Source organism: Actinomadura sp. RB99 (assembly GCF_014706005.1).
Lineage (GTDB): Bacteria > Actinomycetota > Actinomycetes > Streptosporangiales > Streptosporangiaceae > Spirillospora.
This window is the reverse complement of record NZ_JABMCA010000026.1, coordinates 106,026-125,507: the sequence shown is the minus strand read 5'-3', so window position 1 is coordinate 125,507 and position 19,482 is coordinate 106,026. Positions and strand designations below refer to the sequence as shown.

At 70.0% G+C, this 19,482-nt stretch carries 19 protein-coding genes; 9 read left to right on the top strand and 10 right to left on the bottom strand.

All coding sequences use genetic code 11. The features are described from left to right. From amrb99_RS51365 to amrb99_RS23480, 4 genes are all read right to left on the bottom strand, one after another. The coding region (locus amrb99_RS51365) for a DUF2637 domain-containing protein (protein WP_347256815.1) at positions 1-764 on the bottom strand (764 nt) is incomplete at its 3' end. A gap of 20 nt (positions 765-784) precedes the next feature. Continuing rightward, complete coding sequence (locus amrb99_RS23490) at positions 785-982, bottom strand: hypothetical protein (RefSeq protein WP_206700077.1); 198 nt, start codon at positions 980-982, stop codon at positions 785-787. Between the two features lie 222 nt (positions 983-1,204). Then, complete coding sequence (locus tag amrb99_RS23485; RefSeq protein WP_190859581.1) at positions 1,205-2,551, bottom strand: FtsK/SpoIIIE domain-containing protein; 1,347 nt, start codon at positions 2,549-2,551, stop codon at positions 1,205-1,207. Between the two features lies 1 nt (position 2,552). Beyond that, complete coding sequence (locus amrb99_RS23480; protein WP_190859579.1) at positions 2,553-2,894, bottom strand: hypothetical protein; 342 nt, start codon at positions 2,892-2,894, stop codon at positions 2,553-2,555. 130 nt (positions 2,895-3,024) lie between these two features. On the opposite strand from amrb99_RS23480, the gene amrb99_RS23475 reads away from it, so the two are divergent. After that, positions 3,025-3,405, top strand: coding sequence for a GntR family transcriptional regulator (locus amrb99_RS23475; RefSeq protein ID WP_190859577.1), 381 nt, complete (start codon positions 3,025-3,027; stop codon positions 3,403-3,405). 186 nt (positions 3,406-3,591) lie between these two features. On the opposite strand, the gene amrb99_RS23470 is transcribed toward amrb99_RS23475, so the two are convergent. Together amrb99_RS23470 and amrb99_RS23465 are read right to left on the bottom strand one after the other, a co-directional pair. Then, positions 3,592-3,795, bottom strand: coding sequence for a hypothetical protein (locus amrb99_RS23470; protein WP_190859575.1), 204 nt, complete (start codon positions 3,793-3,795; stop codon positions 3,592-3,594). Further along, complete coding sequence (locus amrb99_RS23465; protein WP_190859574.1) at positions 3,795-4,061, bottom strand: hypothetical protein; 267 nt, start codon at positions 4,059-4,061, stop codon at positions 3,795-3,797. The genes amrb99_RS23470 and amrb99_RS23465 overlap by 1 nt, the downstream gene beginning before the upstream one ends. 231 nt (positions 4,062-4,292) lie before the next feature. Here amrb99_RS23465 and amrb99_RS23460 point away from each other — a divergent pair, with 231 nt between their 5' ends. The 4 genes from amrb99_RS23460 (at position 4,293) to amrb99_RS51360 (ending at position 8,707) form a co-directional block, all read left to right on the top strand. Beyond that, the gene (locus tag amrb99_RS23460; protein WP_190859572.1) at positions 4,293-5,390 is read left to right on the top strand and encodes a hypothetical protein; all 1,098 of its coding nucleotides are present in this window, start codon (positions 4,293-4,295) and stop codon (positions 5,388-5,390) included. Continuing rightward, a complete protein-coding gene (locus tag amrb99_RS23455) occupies positions 5,377-6,558 on the top strand; it encodes a hypothetical protein (RefSeq protein ID WP_190859570.1) in 1,182 nt (393 codons plus the stop codon). The genes amrb99_RS23460 and amrb99_RS23455 overlap by 14 nt, the downstream gene beginning before the upstream one ends. Next, positions 6,512-6,934, top strand: a complete 423-nt coding sequence (locus amrb99_RS23450) for a gamma-glutamylcyclotransferase family protein (RefSeq protein ID WP_347256814.1) — start codon at positions 6,512-6,514, stop codon at positions 6,932-6,934. The genes amrb99_RS23455 and amrb99_RS23450 overlap by 47 nt, the downstream gene beginning before the upstream one ends. Positions 6,935-8,110: 1,176 nt before the next feature. Then, positions 8,111-8,707, top strand: a complete 597-nt coding sequence (locus tag amrb99_RS51360) for a GNAT family N-acetyltransferase (protein WP_347256813.1) — start codon at positions 8,111-8,113, stop codon at positions 8,705-8,707. On the opposite strand, the gene amrb99_RS23440 is transcribed toward amrb99_RS51360, so the two are convergent. After that, positions 8,704-9,921, bottom strand: coding sequence for a glycosyltransferase 87 family protein (locus amrb99_RS23440; protein ID WP_190859566.1), 1,218 nt, complete (start codon positions 9,919-9,921; stop codon positions 8,704-8,706). The genes amrb99_RS51360 and amrb99_RS23440 overlap by 4 nt on opposite strands. Positions 9,922-10,003: 82 nt before the next feature. Here amrb99_RS23440 and amrb99_RS23435 point away from each other — a divergent pair, with 82 nt between their 5' ends. Then, on the top strand, positions 10,004-11,131 hold the full coding sequence (locus tag amrb99_RS23435) for a sensor histidine kinase (protein WP_190859564.1): 1,128 nt from the start codon (positions 10,004-10,006) through the stop codon (positions 11,129-11,131). Continuing rightward, complete coding sequence (locus amrb99_RS23430; RefSeq protein ID WP_190859562.1) at positions 11,128-11,775, top strand: response regulator transcription factor; 648 nt, start codon at positions 11,128-11,130, stop codon at positions 11,773-11,775. Before amrb99_RS23435 ends, amrb99_RS23430 begins: the two co-directional genes overlap by 4 nt. Before the next feature lie 38 nt (positions 11,776-11,813). Here amrb99_RS23430 and amrb99_RS23425 read toward each other — a convergent pair whose 3' ends face one another. Continuing rightward, positions 11,814-12,197: a MarR family transcriptional regulator gene (locus amrb99_RS23425; RefSeq protein ID WP_190859560.1), complete on the bottom strand. Its 384-nt coding sequence runs from the start codon at positions 12,195-12,197 to the stop codon at positions 11,814-11,816. Between the two features lie 102 nt (positions 12,198-12,299). Between amrb99_RS23425 and amrb99_RS23420 the strand changes: the two genes are divergently transcribed. Next, a complete protein-coding gene (locus amrb99_RS23420; RefSeq protein WP_347256812.1) occupies positions 12,300-13,751 on the top strand; it encodes an MFS transporter in 1,452 nt (483 codons plus the stop codon). A gap of 82 nt (positions 13,752-13,833) precedes the next feature. Here amrb99_RS23420 and amrb99_RS23415 read toward each other — a convergent pair whose 3' ends face one another. After that, positions 13,834-16,413, bottom strand: a complete 2,580-nt coding sequence (locus amrb99_RS23415; RefSeq protein WP_190859557.1) for a VIT domain-containing protein — start codon at positions 16,411-16,413, stop codon at positions 13,834-13,836. Continuing rightward, complete coding sequence (locus tag amrb99_RS51355; protein ID WP_241755837.1) at positions 16,410-17,351, bottom strand: MerR family transcriptional regulator; 942 nt, start codon at positions 17,349-17,351, stop codon at positions 16,410-16,412. The genes amrb99_RS23415 and amrb99_RS51355 overlap by 4 nt, the downstream gene beginning before the upstream one ends. A gap of 294 nt (positions 17,352-17,645) precedes the next feature. On the opposite strand from amrb99_RS51355, the gene amrb99_RS23405 reads away from it, so the two are divergent. Next, complete coding sequence (locus amrb99_RS23405; protein ID WP_190859554.1) at positions 17,646-19,406, top strand: sigma-70 family RNA polymerase sigma factor; 1,761 nt, start codon at positions 17,646-17,648, stop codon at positions 19,404-19,406. The last annotated feature ends 76 nt before the right edge of the window (positions 19,407-19,482 follow it).

Here is a 19,482-nt window from a genome sequence, read left to right as displayed (position 1 = left end):
GACGGCGACGCGGACGGCGACGCGGACGGCGACGCGGACGGCGACGCGGACGGCGACGCGGACGGCGACGCGGACGGCGACGCGGACGGCGACGCGGACGGCGACGCGGACGGCGACGCGGACGGCGACGCGGGTTGCTCGGCCGCCGGGACGGACACCGGGATTTCGGTCTGACCACCCGCCTCACCTGCGGAAGGCTTGCCGTCCTCGTCCGCCTGGCCCTCGTTCTGGGTGGGCCGGACGGCCGGGACAGACGCGGGGGGTTCGGGACGGTCCTGCTCCCACACCACCCAGGGGGAGGACGGGACCGAGGACGAGGAGGACGAAGGGGACGGACGGCCGGAGGAGTCCGGGACGGTCAGCGCGTCCGGGACGGACACGGACGAGGGACGGGCCGCCGGGGGTGTGTTGACCTTGCGGCGTTCCAGCATGGAGACGGCGACCAGGAAGGCCCCGGCGGGGGTGCCGGCGGTGATCCAGCCCCACACTGACCGGTCCGCTTGCGCCAGGTTCGCGGCCAGCGAGAGCAGGATGCCGCCGACCAGGACCAGCGTCGGCCACGACAGCCGCCCCGTCTGGCGGCCGGTGCGCTTGTCGCGCTGGCGTTCCCCGGCCGCCATGACGCAGGTGAGATCGATGCAGACGGCGATGGCCCAGGCCATCCATCCGCGTTGGCCGTGGTCGGTGGCGGTGTCGCGGATGTGGGTGAACGACCCCGCCGCCGCGATCCCGGCCAGCACCACGACCGGCCCGGAGTCGGTCACCGCCCCGACGAGCCGACGCATCACGCCGCCCGCCGGGTGGTGACGAGCGCCAGCAGCGCGGCCAACTCCGGGTCGCAGGTGTGGTTGTCGGCCCACTCATCCACTTCCACCGACGAGGCGGAGGCGTAGGACTCGGCGCAGCGCTGGCACCGGGCGACGTGCAGGGAGCGGAACTCGTCCCACTCGACGCCGACCGGGAACACGTCCCAGGACGACACCGCCGACGGCCGGGACGGACCCGAGGATGGCCGGGACGGCGAGGAGGACGGGGACGGGACGGCGACGAATCGGGGGCGATGGCGGGGACGAAGGATACGGATGCGAGCGGGCATCAGGCAGCCTCCAGGGACGGGTTCAGGCATGGGTCGGGTAGGGACGTGGCGTGATCAGGGCTCACGCCGAGCCGCAGAGGAGAGAGAGGGAGAGGGGAGCCGAGCCGTCTATGCGGCGGGGCGGACGTCCGGGACGGGGCCGACGAGGGCTTGCCAGTCCGGGGTCAGGTGCGCGTACTGGCGCGCGGCCTGTTCGGCTTCATGCTCGGGGACATAGACCGACCGGGCGCGGTGCCAGGCACCGTCTTGGCCGGCGACGACGCACACCCCCGGCGTCTCGGCGGGGATCGCGCGGGCCGCGTCCAGCGCCGCCGGGTCCAAGTCCCCCAGCGTCATGTTCGCCGTCTCCGGGTCGTTGACGCGGTGACACACCCGCCCGGACAACTGGGCGCGCAGCGCGGTAACGCCGGGGCCAAGGTCGGAGCCGATGCGCTGGCCGCACACGATCAGGTAGACCGCGAACGCCCGACCGAGTTGGGCCACCCGCAGCAGCGCGGTAGCCGTCCGGGACACCTCCTCTTTCTCGGACTTGTCGGCCATCAGGAACAGTTCGGCGACCTCGTCCACCAGGACCACGATCGGAGTCGGCCGCAGGGCTTCCGGCAGCGTCCAGACGTTGCGCGCCCCCTGCTCACGGCACAGCGCCATCCGGTTCTCCACCTCGCCCACCAGATCAGACAGCAGGTCAACCGACTCCTTGCGAGTCGTGGCCAGCGCCGACAGCCGCGGGGCGTAGGGGGTGAATTCCACCCCGCCCTTGAGATCGAACCCCACCAGCGCGACCGGTTGCGGCGCGAGGCCCTTGATGAGGGCGTTCGCCCAGTTCGATTTGCCGGACTGTGTCGCCCCGGCGTTGAGCCAGTGCGGCACCGTCCGCAGGTCGATCACCCAGTCCCGGCCGTTCTCCAGCTTCCCGGGACGGACCTTGAGAAGCTCGCCGGTCTCCGGCTCGGTCACGACCTCCACCAGCGGGTCACGCATGGTCGCCCACAGCGTGACGTAGCCCGGCCGGACATCGACCACCCGAACCGAGTGGACGCGCCAGGCATGCGCGATGCCCTCCGCCGCCTTCTCATAGTCCGCCGGCACCTGCCCGTCATGCAGCCGGAGCCGCATCCGCCAGCCCAGCCGGGTCGGGCGCAGCAGGCCGAGCCGGGGCGAGCGCTCGACGTCGACCCGCCGCACCCGCCGCTTCTGCTCCACCACCGTCGCCGCGTGGCGCGAGGCGGGACCGACGACGGGGACGGCGTCCAGGGTGAGGCGGAACCGGCGCCGGTTGCGGGTCAGCTTGCAACCCGACGCGACGTGATGCCACGTCAGGTACACCAGCGCCGCCCGCAGCGGGAAGCCCACGCCGTACCAGAACGACACCGGGTGCCACCGGCGCCAGGCCCAGAGCCCGGCCGCCGCAGCGGCCAGGACTCCGAGCACCAGGTAGGCGGTTGTGTCGTTCATCTCAGGCAGCCGCCGCAGCCTCGCCGCCCGCCGGGACGATCCGCTCTGCGCGGAACGAGACGCCCGACCGCTTCTCACCGTTGAGCGTCTGCTCCCAGTAGAAGCCGACCAGGCCGACCGGTGTGACGACCTGTCCGAGCGTCAGGCCGGGGTCACCGGCGACGGCCACCGTCACCAGGTCCACGCGACCCGCTTCGTTCGCGGCCGACAACCCCACCTGATAGACCGCCTCGCCGTTCTTGTCGAGCTTGACCTCCCCCGTCTCCTGGCTGACCAGCTTCGGGCGCGCAGGCGAGACGCACACGAACGACAGCGAGGAGACGTCCACAGGGATGTTGCGCACGGTTGAACCTCCGGGGTTCTCGTTGACTTGTACAGATACCAAGGTACCTAGTTATGTTTAGAAGTCAAGCGAGTGACCGAAAATTTCCTCAGGTACCTAGAGACCTAGTCGCAGGCGTACACTGCCTGACATGGCAAAAGGCCCGGTCGACCGACGCAAGCCGTACGTGCGCATCGCTGACGAGCTGCGCCACGACATCGCGACGGGGAAGTACCCCGTGGGTGAGAGCTTGCCGCCGGGCGCCAGGCTCGCCGACATGTACCGCGTCTCGGGAATGACGATCAGCAACGCGATCGCGGTTCTGCGGGACGAGGGACTCGTCACGACCCGCCAAGGGGCCAGGGGCGCGACCGTCATAGCGACCCCGGACACGCAAGACGCCGGAGAGGCCCCGGCGGAGCGGAGCGAAGAGTTCGAGGTCATCTTCGCGCAGCTCCAGGAGATCCGGGGCCACATCCGGCGTCTGAGTTCTAGGCTGGACGAGATCGACGAACGGACTCGGGATCGGTGACCCGCATCGAGAGTTCCGCCGTCCGGTCCTGGAGTTCGTCCAACTCGGCCGCGATCTCGGCGAGCATCGCGAACAGGATCTGACGCTCTTCTTCGGTCAGCCCGACCGCCCTCCTTTGAACGTTCCTGCTACGTGTGCGCGACGCATCCAGCCGCACGACCTTGCTACGGGACTGCCGGTCGAGCATCACGATGCCGCGTCCGCGTCGTACTTGCGCAGCCGCTCCCGCAGTTCCGGCGCGTTGTCGGCATACAACGAGCCCCAGTTCGGCCGGACGGCGACCCACCGTCCCGAGGTTTCGCGGGAGATCAGCCAGCGCGGGAACTCGGTCTCAAGCTCGTACTCCATGCTTGCGACCAGGCCCGACAGGTCGATCTCGGGCTTGCCCATCACTCGCCACCGCCCAGCAGGTGCAGGCCCTGGACGTGCGTGGCAATACGTCGCGCAGCGCCGGGCATGTCGTTGACCGGGTGCTGGTGGTTGCCCTTCGCCCAGGAGAAGAACCGGCCGGTGAAGCTGACGAAGACCCACAGGTAGACGCCGGGCGCGTCGGTGCTGACGGCCAGGCCGGCGACGTCCTCCCTCACCTCCGACCGGATCTCGTGCTCGCTAAGCGCCCCTCGCAGTTCGGCGAGCAGCTCCAGCTCTAGCGACATTGTCGTTTCCATCGCCTCGCCCCTCGTTGGGAGCGGTCCCGGTGACACGGGACCACGGTCCGCGCCCGTCCTCGCCGTGTCACCGGTCCCGCCGTCGATCACACCTACGAGGTTCGCGGGGAGACATGTCGCATCACGACACCGTGCGTGACGCATCCCGTGCAGCTTGCTCTCTTCTTGTCTCGTCTGTGTCGCGTCTCGTGCTACTTTCGCCGAGTCGGGAGGCCGAAGATGACGAATCCCCCAGTGCGGTTGAAGGTCTTGCTCCTCGAACGTCACTGGCAGACTCACCGGACGTTTGCGACGGAATACGACAAGGCGGCGCGCAAGGTCGACCCCGCCCTTGTCGGCAGCGGCCCGAGCCGGGCCCAGCTCCACCGGTGGACGTCCGGCGAGCTGAAGGGACTTCCCTACGCCGACCATTGCCGGGTCCTGGAGAAGATGTTTCCCGGCTGGACGGCGGAGCAACTGTTCGAGCGCGTGACGAGCGAGCAGGCCACGGACGAACAGCGACCCGACGCGAGCACGGACACACCCCAGACGAAAGACCTTCTCACCACCATTGACCAGCGGCTACGAGCGCCAGCCGGAGAGGTGGAGTGGGGAACGCACGAACCGTCGAGTCCCGTCATGTCGCCGAACGCGCTCGACTCCGTCGAGGGGGTCAGTGACCAGGCCCGGCAACTCGGCCGCCAGCTACTGGAGTTGCGCCAGGTGCTGCGCCTCAGCGAGGAAGAGACCACCCAGCTTGCCGCCCTGTCCGGCAACATCGTGGAGCTGTCCATGATGGCCGATATCGACATCGACGCGGACGGCTGGTCGACCGTGGTCTACCGGCACCAGTTGCTCAACCTCAGCGATCGGCCCGTGACCAGACTCGCGCGCGAAGTGTGGTTCGAGTACACCGAAAAGCGCTTGGACATCAGGCCGAACGCCGACTCAGACCGCCGCGTCATGATCCAGCGCATCCATGACACCGCGAACCTGTCGAAGTTCGCCCTCCAGATCTCTCCGCCGATCCAGCCGGGGGAGTCCGCAACGGTCGGGTTCACAGTCCGAGGCGGCCAGTTCCTCGAAGATCACTACTGGCGCCAGTCCATCCCGCGCTACCTGCGCCATTACACGCTTCGTATCCGCCATCAGGGCGCCGGACAGCTATTGCGCTGCTGGGCGACCGAGGAACACCCGGACGGCTCGGAGAACTCCGCTGAAGATGGCCTCATGTGGGATGAGGTGGACGGCGACGTCGTGATGACCTTGGCTCGAAACTACCTGCGTCCGAACCAGGCCCTCACTCTGCGATGGGACGTACCACATGAGTCTGCGTGACGAAGCCGAACACGTTCTCCGCTCCTGGAACGCCTACGAAACCGACCGCGGAGGATCGCCGATCATCGATTTCGACTGCAATCCCGGCGGCCCCGACCCAGAACCGGCACCCGACCGCCTTACCGTCTACCGCCAGCTCGCAGAACTGCGCGCCAGCGCCACCGGCCAACTGGCCACACGGCTTGACGCCGATCTGGCCTACCTTGGCGCCCTCCTCGGCGAGCACCCGCCCCTCAGCGACTACGTTCGCGCCACCCAGGGCTGCGACGCCGCCGGATGGCCGGAGGAATACGTAGCTGAACGCGCCGACCAAGCCCGCGCCGCCCTCGCCGACCTTGGCATCACCTGGGGACCCCACGCCAACACCGAACTTCGCCAAGCCGAGGGACTCCTTGACGTCAGCGAAGCCCCCGACGCCATCCGCCAGGCCGCCGAGGAACTCGAGCCACTCGTCCGCGAGGCGACCGGCAGCACCGCCCCCTACACGCTCACCGTCGAGACCGCCGACGTTGACGCCTACTGGGCGTACTGGCTGGACGGTGCCGGCCACAACGTGCGGCTCCGCCTCAACCTCCCCAACATCGAGTTCACCCAGACCGGTGCCCGGCAGTTCGCGCTACACGAGGTACTCGGCCACGGGCTCCAGAGCGCCAGCCTCACCGCCCAGGCCGCCGCCGAAGACGTGCCCTGGGTGCGCCTCCTCAGCATCCACGCACCCCACCAAGTCATGCTCGAAGGACTCGCGCAAGCATGGCCCCTGTTCCTCTTGCCCGAGGACAAGGTCTTGATCACGCGCGTCCGCCTCAGCCACTACACGCAACTCGTCCTCGCTCAGGTCCACCGCGCCATCAACGACGGCCAACCCGCCGTCGAGTGCGCCGACTACCTCCGTGCCGCCGTCCCCTGGCTGACGGACAAGACCATCGCCGGCTACCTCGCCGACCGGGGGACCAGCCCAGAACACCGCTCGTACATGTGGGCGTATCCAGCCGGGTTCGACTGGTTCGCGGCACTCTCCGAGGTCGACGCTAAGGTGTCCCGGGAGGTACTCCATGCCGCATACCGAGCCCCGCTCACCCCAACCGACCTCGCAAGCCTCTGGCCCGAGGGACCGACTGTCGGTGGACCCGGAGGCCCTGTTCGTCTACGGAAGCCTCCAGTTCCCTGAGGTCTTGTTCGCCCTGATCGACCGTGTCCCCGATCATGAGCCCGTAGCCGCCGAAGGATGGCGGGTCGCCACCCTCCCCGGACGCGTCTACCCGGGACTTGTCCCCGGCGACACCACCGCCCGCGGCTACCTGCTGACCGGTCTCACCCTCGACGAGTGGCGCCTCCTGGACGCATTCGAAGATCCCGTTTACGAACTCGTCCGCGTCGACCTGGTCGACGGCCGCCACGGCTGGACCTACGCATGCAACCCCGGTGCCGACGTCGGCCCCGACGACTGGTCAGCCGACGACTTCGAAGCCCAGCACCTGCCCGCCTACGTAGAACGCTGCGCAGCCTGGCGCCGCCGCTACGAAGCCAGCGAACGAGTCAGCTAACCCCCAGCTCAGCACGTTCCACGTGCCGGATGAGAACTTTCTTTACGTCTTCAAGGGCGCCCGCTACGCGGTCGCCGGCGGCCGCCCGGTCCGGCGCGCCGGGCATGCGGCCTGTCCCGTCCGGTCCCGCCGCGCCGGACCGCCCGTCCGCCAGCAACAGGCGTGCCATGCAGAAGTGATGCAAATCACTTCACTATACGGCCTGCTTACCCGTGCAACCGATCTAGCAGCAACTTTGTAACGGCTTTCCGATACCAAGCAAGCGCCCAACTGGTCACACTAGCGAGACCGGTTAAGCACTTGCTTGAGTCTGAGGTAGTGAACGCGGCGCTAATCTCATCCAGAGAAATGGCCACCCCCGGTCGCTCTAGACAAGTTCCGAGGATGGCCATCCTTTGACTCCGAGGAGCCATGGTGAGAACACTACCTCGACCAGATGGGCCAGTCCTGTTGCTTGGCATCGCATCGACCGCCATCACCACGTTTTGGCTGGTTGGCATTGCAGCCGAACAAATTCACGTGATCCTCAGTGACCTAACCAGCATGATCGCGATCTATATGCTGCACGCCGCTCAACGCTCGTGATCTCACGTTAGGCGAGGGTGAAGCGGGGGCTTCGCAGCCCCCAGCCCCCCGCGAGCCGAGGCACTCGTTCGCGCGAAACGGTCTGTCACACCTTGGTCGCCGTTCGCGCGAACGAGCACCCCGGACCGGTCGGCGCGGAGTGCTCAGGTTTGCTAACGCGGGTGCTAACGGCGGGTCTGGATGGGCTTGGACGAGGATGGAACCCAAGGGCGTCCAAGAGGCGGGCCGGGCAGGTCAGTGGACGAGGCTGGACGAGTGTGGATCTTGTTCGTGAGACTCGTAATGAATAGGTCGTCGGTTCGATTCCGACAGGCGGCTCCACCTCAATGGCCCCTTGCGATCACCGCAAGGGGCCTTTTGCCGTCAGCGGCACTGCACCGCTTCGTGCACGACCCGCACGAACGCGCCCGCCGCGCCCCCTCGCTGATCTGGCGGTCTGGGGAGCAGGTCCGGTCGTGGTCGCGGTACCGGCTCGGGTCCGGTCGCCTTCAAGGGCGCTTCGCGGTTGACGGCGGCTGCCACGCGGCTTGCGGGGCGTCGTACGGCCTTGCAGCCGTCCTGCCTTCCCGTTCGCCCGGTATCGTCCCGTCTGTGGACGATGCGGGGATCGAGGTCTTCCAAGCCGAGCAGTCGAACAGCTTCAGCCGGGTGACTCTGCGCCACCTCGCCAGCGGTGATCAGGACGAATTCCTGGGCTTGGTGAACGCCAGTGCCGATCTGCATCGCCCATGGGTGTCTCTGCCGTCCACGCCAGAGCAGTACCAGGGTTACCTAGCGCGGTACGCGCAGCCCGATGAAGAGTCGGTGTTGATCTGCGCGCGCGGCAGTGGAGCCATCGCCGGTGTGGTCAACATCAACAGCATCATTCGGGGACGGTTCCAGTCCGCGTCCATCGCCTACGCGGCCTTTGCTCCTACTGCCGGCCAGGGCTACATGACCGAAGGGCTCACGCTGGTGGTGCGCTACGCCTTCGAGCAATTGCAGCTTCACCGGCTCGAAGCCCAGATCCAGCCCGACAACCATGCCTCCCTCAAGTTGGTTCGGAAAGTCGGCTTCCGCTATGAGGGCTGCTCTCCCGAGCTGCTGTACATCGATGGCGCCTGGCGCGACCACGAAAGATGGGCGATCACCAACACCATGATCGACATCAGGCCGACACCTCCGCATGCGACGCTGCCAGAGCGCTAGAGCATGAGTTTCGCGGGGCTTCCGTCCACGGCCGATGAAGGGCGCCTCACCGAGACCGAAGTGGCACCACGAGTGTCGTGTTCGTGGCGTAGGCGGATGGCCATGTGGGCGAGGAAGTACAGGCCGGCGATGAGGTAGCAGTTGGCTACCGGTGTCAGGAGATGCAGGCCGTATTCGCGTGGGTCTCCGTTGTGGGGTGTCCACCACAAGGGGGACAGGACGAAGATGGCGCAGCCGGCCAAGGCCGTCTTCCGGCACCCGTCGCGGAGAAGGACGGCCAGGGCCGGGACGATCCACACCCAGTGGTGCGCCCAGGAAATCGGGGAGACGAGCAGGCCGGTCATGCCCGTGATCGCGGTGACGCTCAGCCAGTCGCCGCGCCTTGCCCAGAGTGCGGCGATCGCGAGACCGCAAACGCCGATGGTCAATGGAATGGCGGTGTACCAGCTGCCTATCTCGGCTGTGCCATGGAGAGCGCGGGCCAACGCGCCATAGGGCGACTGGTTGCTGATGTACGTGACGCCGACGCGCGACGTGTCATAGAAGGTGTGCAGCCAATAGGTGTGGGACGCGTCGGGTGCGATCGCGTAGGCGAGCAAGGTGCAGACGGCGAAAGCAGCAAGGGCCGTGATGGCGTCCTTGGTCCTTCTCGTGAGCAGTAGCAGGACGATGAAGATGGCCGGTGTCAGTTTGACCGCGGTGGCGATGCCTATGCCGATCCCGGCTGGACGGCCGAGGGCCGCTCGGTGCATGTCCGCGAGGACGAGGGCCAAGAGGAAGAGGTTGACCTGGCCGAGGAAGAAGGAGTGCCGGACGGGTTCCAGAAGCAGGCCGGCGGCCACGACCGCGACGAGCGGCGGACGGCGGTCGGCCAGTTTCGCGGTCAGGGAGCAGGCCCAGATGAAGGCCGCGAACGCGGCCGATTGCCACAGCATCCGGGCAAGGGTGAGCGGCAATGCGGCGAGAGGTGCGAACAACGCCGCCATGAAAGGGGTATTGGTGAACCAGAGGCCGGCGATTCGCTCATGGTAGAGGCGGGAGCCGTCCGTGACGACGTGCCCGCCCAGCCAATAGATGCGGAAATCGAGCGAGTCGTACATCGCGGAGAAGAGTGCGATTCCTAGGATCTCGAAGGCCAGTAAGAACGACGCCCAGCGTTTCATGGAAACAACGGTGCCGACGGTGCGGCGGCCCGGCATCGGCCCGTCGGACACTTTTATCGCCGCTGCTCACAGCCTGGAGGATTACGCCTGCGGGCCAATGTGCGGGTGGGTGGCCGAAGGTTACGATCGGCGCATGTCAGCCCTGCCGCGGCGTCGAGCGCGCCGAGTCGCCGGGACGGTCCTGGCCTGGTGCGGGGCCGCCCTCTATCCCGGCGTCCTGTTCCTGACGTTCTCCCCGCCGAGGTTCCCCGGCGAGGTGGCCGTGCTTCTGTCGGCCGGTCTCACGGCGCTGGTCATGGCCTTGCTGAGGCGCCGTCCGCTGGCGGCCCACGGGATCCTGCTCTTCGCCTGGATCGTCGCCCTCATGCAGACGCGGAGCGGGACGATCGCCGGGCTGGAGATACTGCTCACCGATCTCGCGGTCGGTTACATCGCGGCGGCACGCGAGCGAAGGATCTCGGTCCCCGTCGCCGCCGTCACCTGTGTGCTGCAGGTCCTGTCCGTCCTCGCGTGGCTGTCCGCGGACGCGGTGCTCCACGTCACCGTCGTCTTGGCGATGGCCGTGACGTGGATGACGGGGAACTCCATCCGTGCGCGGCGCGCGCACACGGAGATGCTCCGCGAGCAGGCCACGGCGCAGGCCGTCGCGGCCGAGCGGCTCCGAATCGCCCGGGAGTTGCACGACATGGTCGCGCATAGCATCGGCATCATCGCGATCCAGGCCGGCGTGGGCGGACGGGTGATCGGCACGCAGCCGGTGGAGGCGCGTAACGCGCTCGACGCGATCGAGGCGACCAGCCGCGACACCCTGTCCGGTCTCCGTAGGATGCTCACCGCCCTTCGCAGGGACGACCCGGGCGCCGCACCGCTCGGTCCCGCCCCCGGCCTGGCCGATCTCGACCGCCTGGCCGCGGCGACGATGGACGCGGGCGTCGAGGTCGAGGTCAGGAGGGTGGGAGAGCCGCGGCCGCTCCCGCCGGACGTCGACCTCTCCGCCTACCGGATCGTCCAGGAGGCGGTCACGAACGTCGTCCGCCATGCGGGCACCGACCGCTGCCGGGTGACGATCGACTACCGGGACGAGGAGGTGGCCGTCGAGATCGACGACGACGGCAGCGGCGGCGTGGTCGGTACCGGCTACGGCATCGTCGGGATGCGGGAGCGGGTCGTGCTGCTGCGCGGCGATTTCACCGCCGGTCCGCGTCCCGGCGGCGGGTTCCGGGTGGCGGCGAAGCTCCCCCTGCCGGCGGCGGTGGCATGACGATCCGCATCGTGCTGGCGGACGACCAGCCGCTGATCCGCACCGGCCTGCGCGTCCTCATGGCCGACACCCCCGACATGGAGATCGTCGGCGAGGCCGGGACGGGCGCCGAAGCGGTCGCGCTGGTGGACGAGACCCGCCCCGACGTCGTGGTGATGGACATCCGGATGCCCGACATGGACGGCATCGAGGCGACCCGGCGCATCAGGACGGCGCACGTCCTGATGCTGACCACGTTCGACGACGACGAGTACGTCTACGGCTCGCTCAGGGCGGGCGCCAGCGGGTTCCTCGTCAAGGACATGGCGCTGGAGGAGATCCTGGCGGCCATCCGCGTCGTCGCGAACGGGGAGGCCCTGATCGCGCCGAGCGTCACCAAGAAGCTGATCGAGGAGTTCGCGGCGCGGCCGGAACCGGCGCCGAGGCCGCCGCGCCCCGCCGACGGCGTCACCGAGCGCGAGCGCGAGGTCCTCACCCTGGTCGGGCGCGGCCTGTCCAACCAGGAGATCGCGGCGGAACTGGTCATCAGCGTGGCGACGGCCAAGGCGCACGTGGCGCGGCTGCTCGCCAAGCTCGGTGCGCGCGACCGCGTCCAGCTCGTCATCATCGCCTACGAGCTGGGTCTGGTCAGGCCGTCCGGCTGAGGCGGCCTGGGGCTTCCGGCCTTCGCTCGCCGGGCGCGTCAGGACACGGGGACGGGCAGGTGCCTGGCGAGGACATCGATGTGGGTCTTGTGCGCCTCGGCGTGCCGCGCGCGGCCGGCCTCGGTCACGGCGACGAACACGCCGCGGCGGTCCGACTCGCACATCACGCGCTCGACCAGGCCGTGCTTCTCCAGCCGGGCGACCGTCCGTGACAGCGCGCTCTGGCTGAGATACATCGCCGCGGCGATCTCCTGCATGCGGCGCTTCTCACAGTCGGCCTCGACGAGCCTGTCGAGCGTCTCGAACTCGCTCATGCTCAGGCCGTGCGCCTCCTGCAGCGAGCGATCGAGGTCGCAGGCGACCGTGTTGTAGCACGTCGCCAGCGAGCGCCACCGGCCCACCAGGGCCGTCTCCGACTCCATGCCGCGCATCTTAGCATGCGCGCGCATCAGATGCACCCGCATTAAGTTCGTACGAAATTTATGCTTGGACATTGAATGCATGTGCATGTATCGTCCTCCGACGTGACTCTCACCGACACCTCACCCGCCTCCGCCGTCCGCGGCCCGGCCGCCGCGAGCGCGCCGGCCGAGCAGGCCTGGACTCCCCGGCTGTGGGGCGTCCTCGCGGTGCTGTGCGCCGTGCTGTTCCTCGACGGACTCGACGTCTCGATGGTCGGCGTCGCGCTCCCCTCGATCGGGACCGAGCTCGGCCTGTCCACCACGTCCCTGCAGTGGATCGTCAACGGCTACGTGCTCGGCTACGGCAGCCTGCTGCTGCTCGGCGGACGCACGGCCGACCTTCTCGGCCGCCGCCGGGTCTTCCTCATCGCGCTCGCCGTGTTCGCCGCCGCCTCGCTGGTGGGCGGCCTGGTGAGCGACGGGACGCTGCTCATCGTCACCCGCTTCGTCAAGGGCCTGGCCGCCGCGTTCACCGCGCCGACCGCCCTGTCCATCCTGACCACCACCTTCCACGAGGGACCCGCGCGCAACCGGGCGCTGTCGGTGTTCTCGGTCTTCGGCGCGAGCGGCTACTCCTCCGGGCTGATCCTCGGCGGGCTGCTCACCAGCTTCGGCTGGCGCTGGACGTTCCTGACCCCCGTTCCCCTCGCCCTGGTCGCGCTGGCCGCGGGCATCGCCCTGATCCCGCGGGACAAGGCCGCGGCGGACGGCGGCCACGACCTCGTCGGCGCCGTCACGCTGACCGGCGGCATGCTCCTCGCCGTCTACACCGTCGTCTCGGCGCCGGACCGCGGCTGGCTCGACCCGGTCACGCTCGGCTCCGTGGCGCTCGCCGCCGCCCTGCTGATCGGCTTCGTCGTCACCGAGAACAAGGTGCGGCACCCGCTGATCCGGCTCGGCATCCTGCGGATCGGCACCATCGTCCGCGCCAACCTCAGCATCGTCGCGCTCTTCGGCTCGTACCTGAGCTTCCAGTTCATGATGACCCTGTACCTGCAGGACGTCCTGCACTGGTCGCCGCTCAAGATGGCCATGGCGCTGCTGCCCGCCGGGCTCATCGTGGCGTTCGGCTCCCCGTTCGTCGGCCGGCTGATCGACCGCTACGGGACGCCGCGGCTGATCATCAGCTCCATGACGTCGCTGAGCCTCGGGTACGTGTGGTTCCTGGCCACCGCCGGGAACACCCCGCACTACGCGTTCACGATCCTGCCGACGATGCTCCTGCTGGGCGGCGGCTTCGCGTTCGGCTTCAGCTCGATCATGGCGCAGGCGACCGACGGCATCGACGACTCCGAGCAGGGCCTGGCCTCCGGCCTGGTGCAGACGTCCGGCCAGGTCGGCGCGGCTCTGGTCCTCGCCGTGGTGACCGCGCTGGTCGTGGGCGGCACGGCCGGGGGAGGCGGCGGCTTCGCCGAGTTCCACCCGGGCGTCAACCTGGTCAGCGGCGTCGCGGTGGTCGGCCTGGCGCTGAACCTGATCCCGCTGCTCCGCGTCACGCGCGCCAAGCGCGCCTGACCTCTCCGTCCCCGGTTGCACGCCGGGCCCCAGGGGCGGCCTCCCGACCGGGAGGCCGCCCCTTCGCCGTCCGCAGGTGGGATCACCGGCCTCGCTTCCAGAAGGGGCGGCGGGTCGGCGGGCGGACGGGCTCGCCGGTGAACTCGCCGAGGGTCTGGAGCACGCGGGTCCAGAGGTCGTCGACCTCGCGCTTCGGGCTCGTCGGGACGATGCGGAGCAGGGCTTGGCGGAGCGTCTCCAGCGTGCGGAGGGGCTCGGCGTCCGGCGCGAAATGCGCACCCATGCGTTCGACGACCGACGTCAGCGCCGGAAGCGCCTCGTGCTGCAGACGGCCGATGCGGTCGGCGGTGTCGGACGAGGCCTCACGCAGCGACTCCAGCAGGCGTGCCAGTTCCCGCTTGTAGGCATCGAGGTCGGGCGTCGAAGGCTGCTGGGGTGAGCCGTAGCCGGAAGGCGTGCCGGTGTCGCCCGCCGGCGGCACGGGGGGCGAGGTGTCCCGGAGGAAGTCGGGCAGGTCGAGGTCGTCGTGATCGTCGAAGGCGTCCGGGGGCACCGGGGCGGCCGGCGGCGCGGGCGGACCACCGGGAGCCGGGGCACCGCCGCCGGCGGGGCGCCTGCTCCGGGGTGCGCTGCCGGGCGCGGCCGGACCGGCCGGCGAAGGGGCGGCGCTCGGACGCGGAGGTCCGCCGGGGGCCGGTGGCGCGAAGCTGGGCCGCGGCGGAGCCGCGCCCTCGAGCTGCTCGAACGGCGGGGCCATCAGCGGGCTCGCCGATCCGTACACCGCGGGGGCGGGTGCGGAGGCGGCCCAGCCGTCCGGCATCTCGACGGGCTGGACGACCTGGTGCGGCGCGGCGGAGTCGGTCACGACCCGGCTGTCGACGGCGACGAAGGCCGTGAAGCGGCACAGCACCCCGAACCGCAGCGAGGCCTCGACGATGCGCTGTTCGAGGTCGGGGGGCCCGCCGACGGTGTAGCGGTCCTCGAGGTCGCGGAGGTGGGCGCGTGCCCAGATCGCCGTGGCGGCGGGGTTCCGGGCGATGGTGCCGGGCGCCTGCTGCCGCCAGGCGGTGCCGTCGGACGCGGTGCCCTCAACGGTGATCGATCCGGCGGTCGCGCCGCGGAACCGCCCCGCGATCACGAGCGGCACTCCCGGGAAGAGGGCGCCCAGCCGGGCGGGCGCCACCGAGTCGGGGACGATCTCCAGGCCCTCGGCCCGCAGGGAGAGGCCGGTGGCGACGGGCGCGCCGATGCGGTGGTGGATCTCGTCCATGGCCTCGTCGAGACGGTCCTCGGACTCGACCAGCTCGCAGCGGCCCTGGCCGATCGAGGCCAGCCGGTTCAGGAAGCCCGCGTTCACGGCGCGGTCGATACCGACGGTGTGGACGCGCACGCCCCGCAGCCGCCGCGCCAGGCGCGCGAGGATCTGGTCCTCGTTGCCGACCTGCCCATCGGTGATGAGGACCAGCACCCGGTCGCGCTTGGAGCCGGCGAAGAGGCCGCAGGCTTCGTCGAGCGGGGCGAGCATCTCGGTGCCGCCGCGGGCGTCCAGCGCGGCCAGGTGCTCGACGGCGCGGAACCGGTTGCGGTCCGTGCCGGCGGCCAGCCCCGAGCCGAGGCCGCGGGGGCGCTCGACGACGCTGTCGAAGGACAGGACGGCGAACCGGTCCTGGTCGCGGAGCGTGTCGACGATCCGCGCGGCGGCCCGCCGGGCGGCGACCATCTTCCAGCCGCTCATGCTGCCCGAACGGTCGAGGACGAGCACCACATCGCGGGGGCTCGGCCGGGCGTCGCCCGAGGGAAGGACCGTCAGGCTGAAGGTGCCCTCGTCGCCGCTCTCGTCCGGCACCAGCGACAGCGCCGCGCTCTCTTGCGGCGCGAAGCCCAGGCGCAGGATGAAGTCGCGGTCGAGGCGCTCGCCGGGATGGAGCCGGACCGTGGTGCGGTCGCCGCCGCTCTCCTCGGTCACCACGTGCAGAGCCGAGTGGATCTCGGTGAGCGGCAGTCCGGACGGGTCGATGTCGGCGCTGATCGCGAGCCGGACCGGGTTGGGGAACCCCGGCAGCAGGACCGGCGGGCTGATCCGGGACGCGTCCGGCACCGCTTCGGTGTCCTCGGCCACTCCGCCGCCCGCGGCCTCGTCGTCCAGAGGCGCTCCCGGGATGTACCGGGGGGCGACGACGAGCGGGAAGCGGAACGTCGCCGTGGAGGACGATTCGTGCGGCAGCGGCTGGGTGAGCCCCAGCCGGATCGTCACCCGCTCACCCGGGAGGATGTTGCCCACCTGCATGGTGAACACGTCCGGGCGGTCCTCCTCGGCGATGGCCGCGCGCTGCCCCGCCGCTATGGCGGCGCTGTAGTCCTGGCGGGCCTGGCCCCGTTCCTTCAACGTCCCCTCGATGACCCGGTCGTCCGCCTCCATGCGCAGCGCGGTCACGGCGGCGCGGTCGGGCAGCGGGAAGATGTAGGTCGCCTCCAAGGGCACGTCGAACGGGTTGTGGAACCCCTGGACGACCTCGACGCCGGCGGCGAGACCGGTGATCGCGGCGTGCACGTCGAGGGAGTCGAGCGGAAGGTTGCCCCGGTCGGTGGCCAGGGCGCCGAGCCCGCCGCCGGGTTCCGCGGGCGCGTCGGTCTCGGGCAGGGGGAGTATGCGAACGGTCATTGCGGCCTCCGGGGAGGATCGGCGGGCGGGCGAGCGGAGTCTGCGGGGGAGGCGATGAGCCCCCGCGCGGCCAGCTCGTCGAGCAGCGGCCGCGCTGCGGTCTCGATGGCGCGGAGGTCGTCGGCGCTGAGCGAGCCGGCCTCCAGCAGGAGGGTGAGGTCGGGGGCGAGGCGGACGCCTTGCACGACGGGTAGGACCGGACGGGCATAGTCCGCCGCCACAGTGGCTCGGCCGAACGACATGTCGGGGCGAGCGCTCCAGAAGCGCCCTCTGGCCCGCGCTTCCCCGTCGGCCTGCTGCGCGTCATGCGATTGCTGTGCGCTGGCCGATTGCCGTGCGTCGTCCGTTTGCCGACCGCTGTCGGCCTGCTGTGCGCCGTCGGCGGGCGGTGCGGTTTCCGCGGACGCTGCGCGCGGGGTCGCGGTGTCGTTGGTCGGGGCGGCTTCGGGGCGCGGCCGGGTCGGCTGCCGCACAGAACCGGCCGTCTCCGTGTCGGCTGCTTCTACGTCAGATGCTTCTGTAGCTGCTGCTTCTGCGTCATCCGCTTCCGTGTCGGGTGCCGAACCGACCGCGGTCGCTCCGGCGGCCGGGTGCGGCATTTCCGCTGCGGAATCCATGGCGCCGGGCGGGAGGGCGGCGATGCGTTCGAGAGTGGCGTCGGTCGCCGCGGCGAGTTCGAGTTGGATCTCGGCGATCGAGCGGCCCGCCGCCTGGCGCCGCTTGACCGCGACCAGCTGGAGAAGGTGCCGCGGGCCGTAGAGCGCGGTGCGACCGCGCCGGCCGGCGGGCGGGTCGACCAGCCCGATGGTGGTGTACCAGCGGATCAGCCGCTCGTTGGGTAGGTCGCGCACCCGGCCGTTGACCTGCGCGGATTCGCCGGCGGCGAGCACCGCGGCGGCGCGCTCGGCCAGCTCTCCGATGGTCCAGGTGACGTCCATGGCTCGATGATGACACTGTCATGATGACAGTGTCAAATACGCGGGCCCGGTAGCGGGCGCGCCCCCGGCCGCCGGTCGGGCGGAAGGTGGGAGACCGGACGAATCCCCGCTAAAACGGCCAAATGCAACACTCGGGAAAAGCATCTAAAAATGCGGAAGAATTGAGCGGTGTCACCGAGTTCGATCTCTTGAAATTGCCAGTAAAGCCCTACGGGAGGCTTTACCTTTTCTGGTATGAACGACCATCTCCTGGTCGAGGCGCTGCGCGGGCGCGACGTCGGCGCCCCGGCCGCCATGTACGCGGCCTACGCCGATCGGCTCTACGCCTACTGCTGGTTCCAGTTGCGGGAGCGGGACGCCGCGCAGGTCGCGCTGCGGGACGCGTTCGTCGTGGCCGAGGCGCACATCGGCAAGCTGCGCGATCCGGACCGGTTCGGGCCGTGGCTGTACGCCATCGCGCGGCTGGAGTGCGCCCGGCGGTCGCCGGTGCGGGAGCATCCGCCCGACCTGCCGGTCGCCAGCCACGACCAGGACGACGTCGATCAGCGGATCACCGCCTGGGAGGCCGTGGCGTCGCTTCGGGCCGTTTCCAGGGAAGTCCTTGAGCTACGGGTCCGGCACCAGATGTCCATTCCGGATCTGGCGGCCATTCTCGATGTCCCGGGCAAGGAGGCCGAGGCGGTCCTGGAGCGCGCGCACGCCGAACTCGAAGCGGCGTTGACGGCGGAGATCCTGGTGAAGCAGGGGCCGTACGGTTGCGCGGAACGTGCTCGGCTGTTGCGGCAGCGGCACGGTGACCTCACCGCGGAACTGAGCGAGCGGCTCTTGGCGCACGCCCAGGAATGCTCAGCCTGCGGCCCGTTCCGGCCGCGCAGCGTATCGGCGGCCAAGGTGTACGGGCTGCTCCCGGACGCGGACCCGCCCGAGGATCTGCGGCTCCGGGTGATGAGCTGCTTCATGGATTCCGAACTCGTCGGCTACCGGTTGTTCGTGGCCACCCGCGTCACCGAGTTCACTTCGGCCGGGTTTCCTGTGCAGTCGGGGCAGGCCGCCGGCCAGGTCCGGGTGCCTCGTCCCAGAAAGCGGCTCTTCCTGCGAAGGCGGCCGAAGGGGGAGCGCAGTGCGTTACCGCCGGACGGGCTGGCCGCGCAGGCCGCCCGTGCCTTCGCCGTGCTCGTGATGGTGGCGGTCCTGTTCAGCGGTGGGATCGCCGCCGTGCGCGGGTTGTTCGGCCAGGCGGAGGACGCCGGGCGGGCGGGCGCTCTGACTGGGCCCCGGCCCAGTGCGGTTCCAGGTCTTTCCCACAGTCCGATGGCTGACGGCCGTCCGGGCGCAGGCCGCGATGGTGTCGTCGACGCCGCGCCGGTTTCGGCCACCTATCCATTGGGCTCGTTAGGTTCTTCCGCACCGCCCACCGCCCTGTACCCGTCGCCCCCCGCGCCGCCGCAGGGAGGCCCCCTCCCTTCGCCGACGAAACCGCCGAGCGTCCTCGTGGTGTCCCCGCTGTACCTGGACCTTGCCGGAGGCTCGGACGGCTCAGTGGAGCTGCAGGCGACAGGTGGACCCGTGGCGTGGAGCGCCAAGACCTGGGGTGCGCTCCGACTGAGCAGGTCCTCCGGGCGACTGGAGGCCGGCCAGACCGTCTCCGTCTCCGTGCACGTGTCCCGCCGCTCGCGCGCGCGGGGAGAGGGCGGCATTTCGTTCCAGCCGGGCGGAACCGAGGTGTGCGTCACCTGGCGTGCCGATACTCCAAGTACGCCCGGCGGTGGCTCGAATCCCACCCCGCCTCCGACGGGCCCCGGTACGGGCGCCCCGTCCACTCCGCCCGAGACGGACCGGCCGGGTGATCCGCCGACGTCGTCCGACCCGAGCCCGCCGCCCTCGTCGGCGCCGCCGGAGTCGGACCCGCCGCCGTCGTCCGATCCGCCACCCTCGGGCGGGGAAGCCCCGCCTTCGGGCGGGGAACCGGATCCGCCTCCGCCGTCGGACCCGCCCGCCTCTTCGTCGGCGTCCGGCGCACCGTCCGCCCCGAACGGAAGCACGGCGCCCGCGTGACGGACGTTCCGATTGTTGCCCGTCTCAACTACGCTTCGTAGGTGATCATTTGCGCTAAGTAAAACACGCCAGGGGG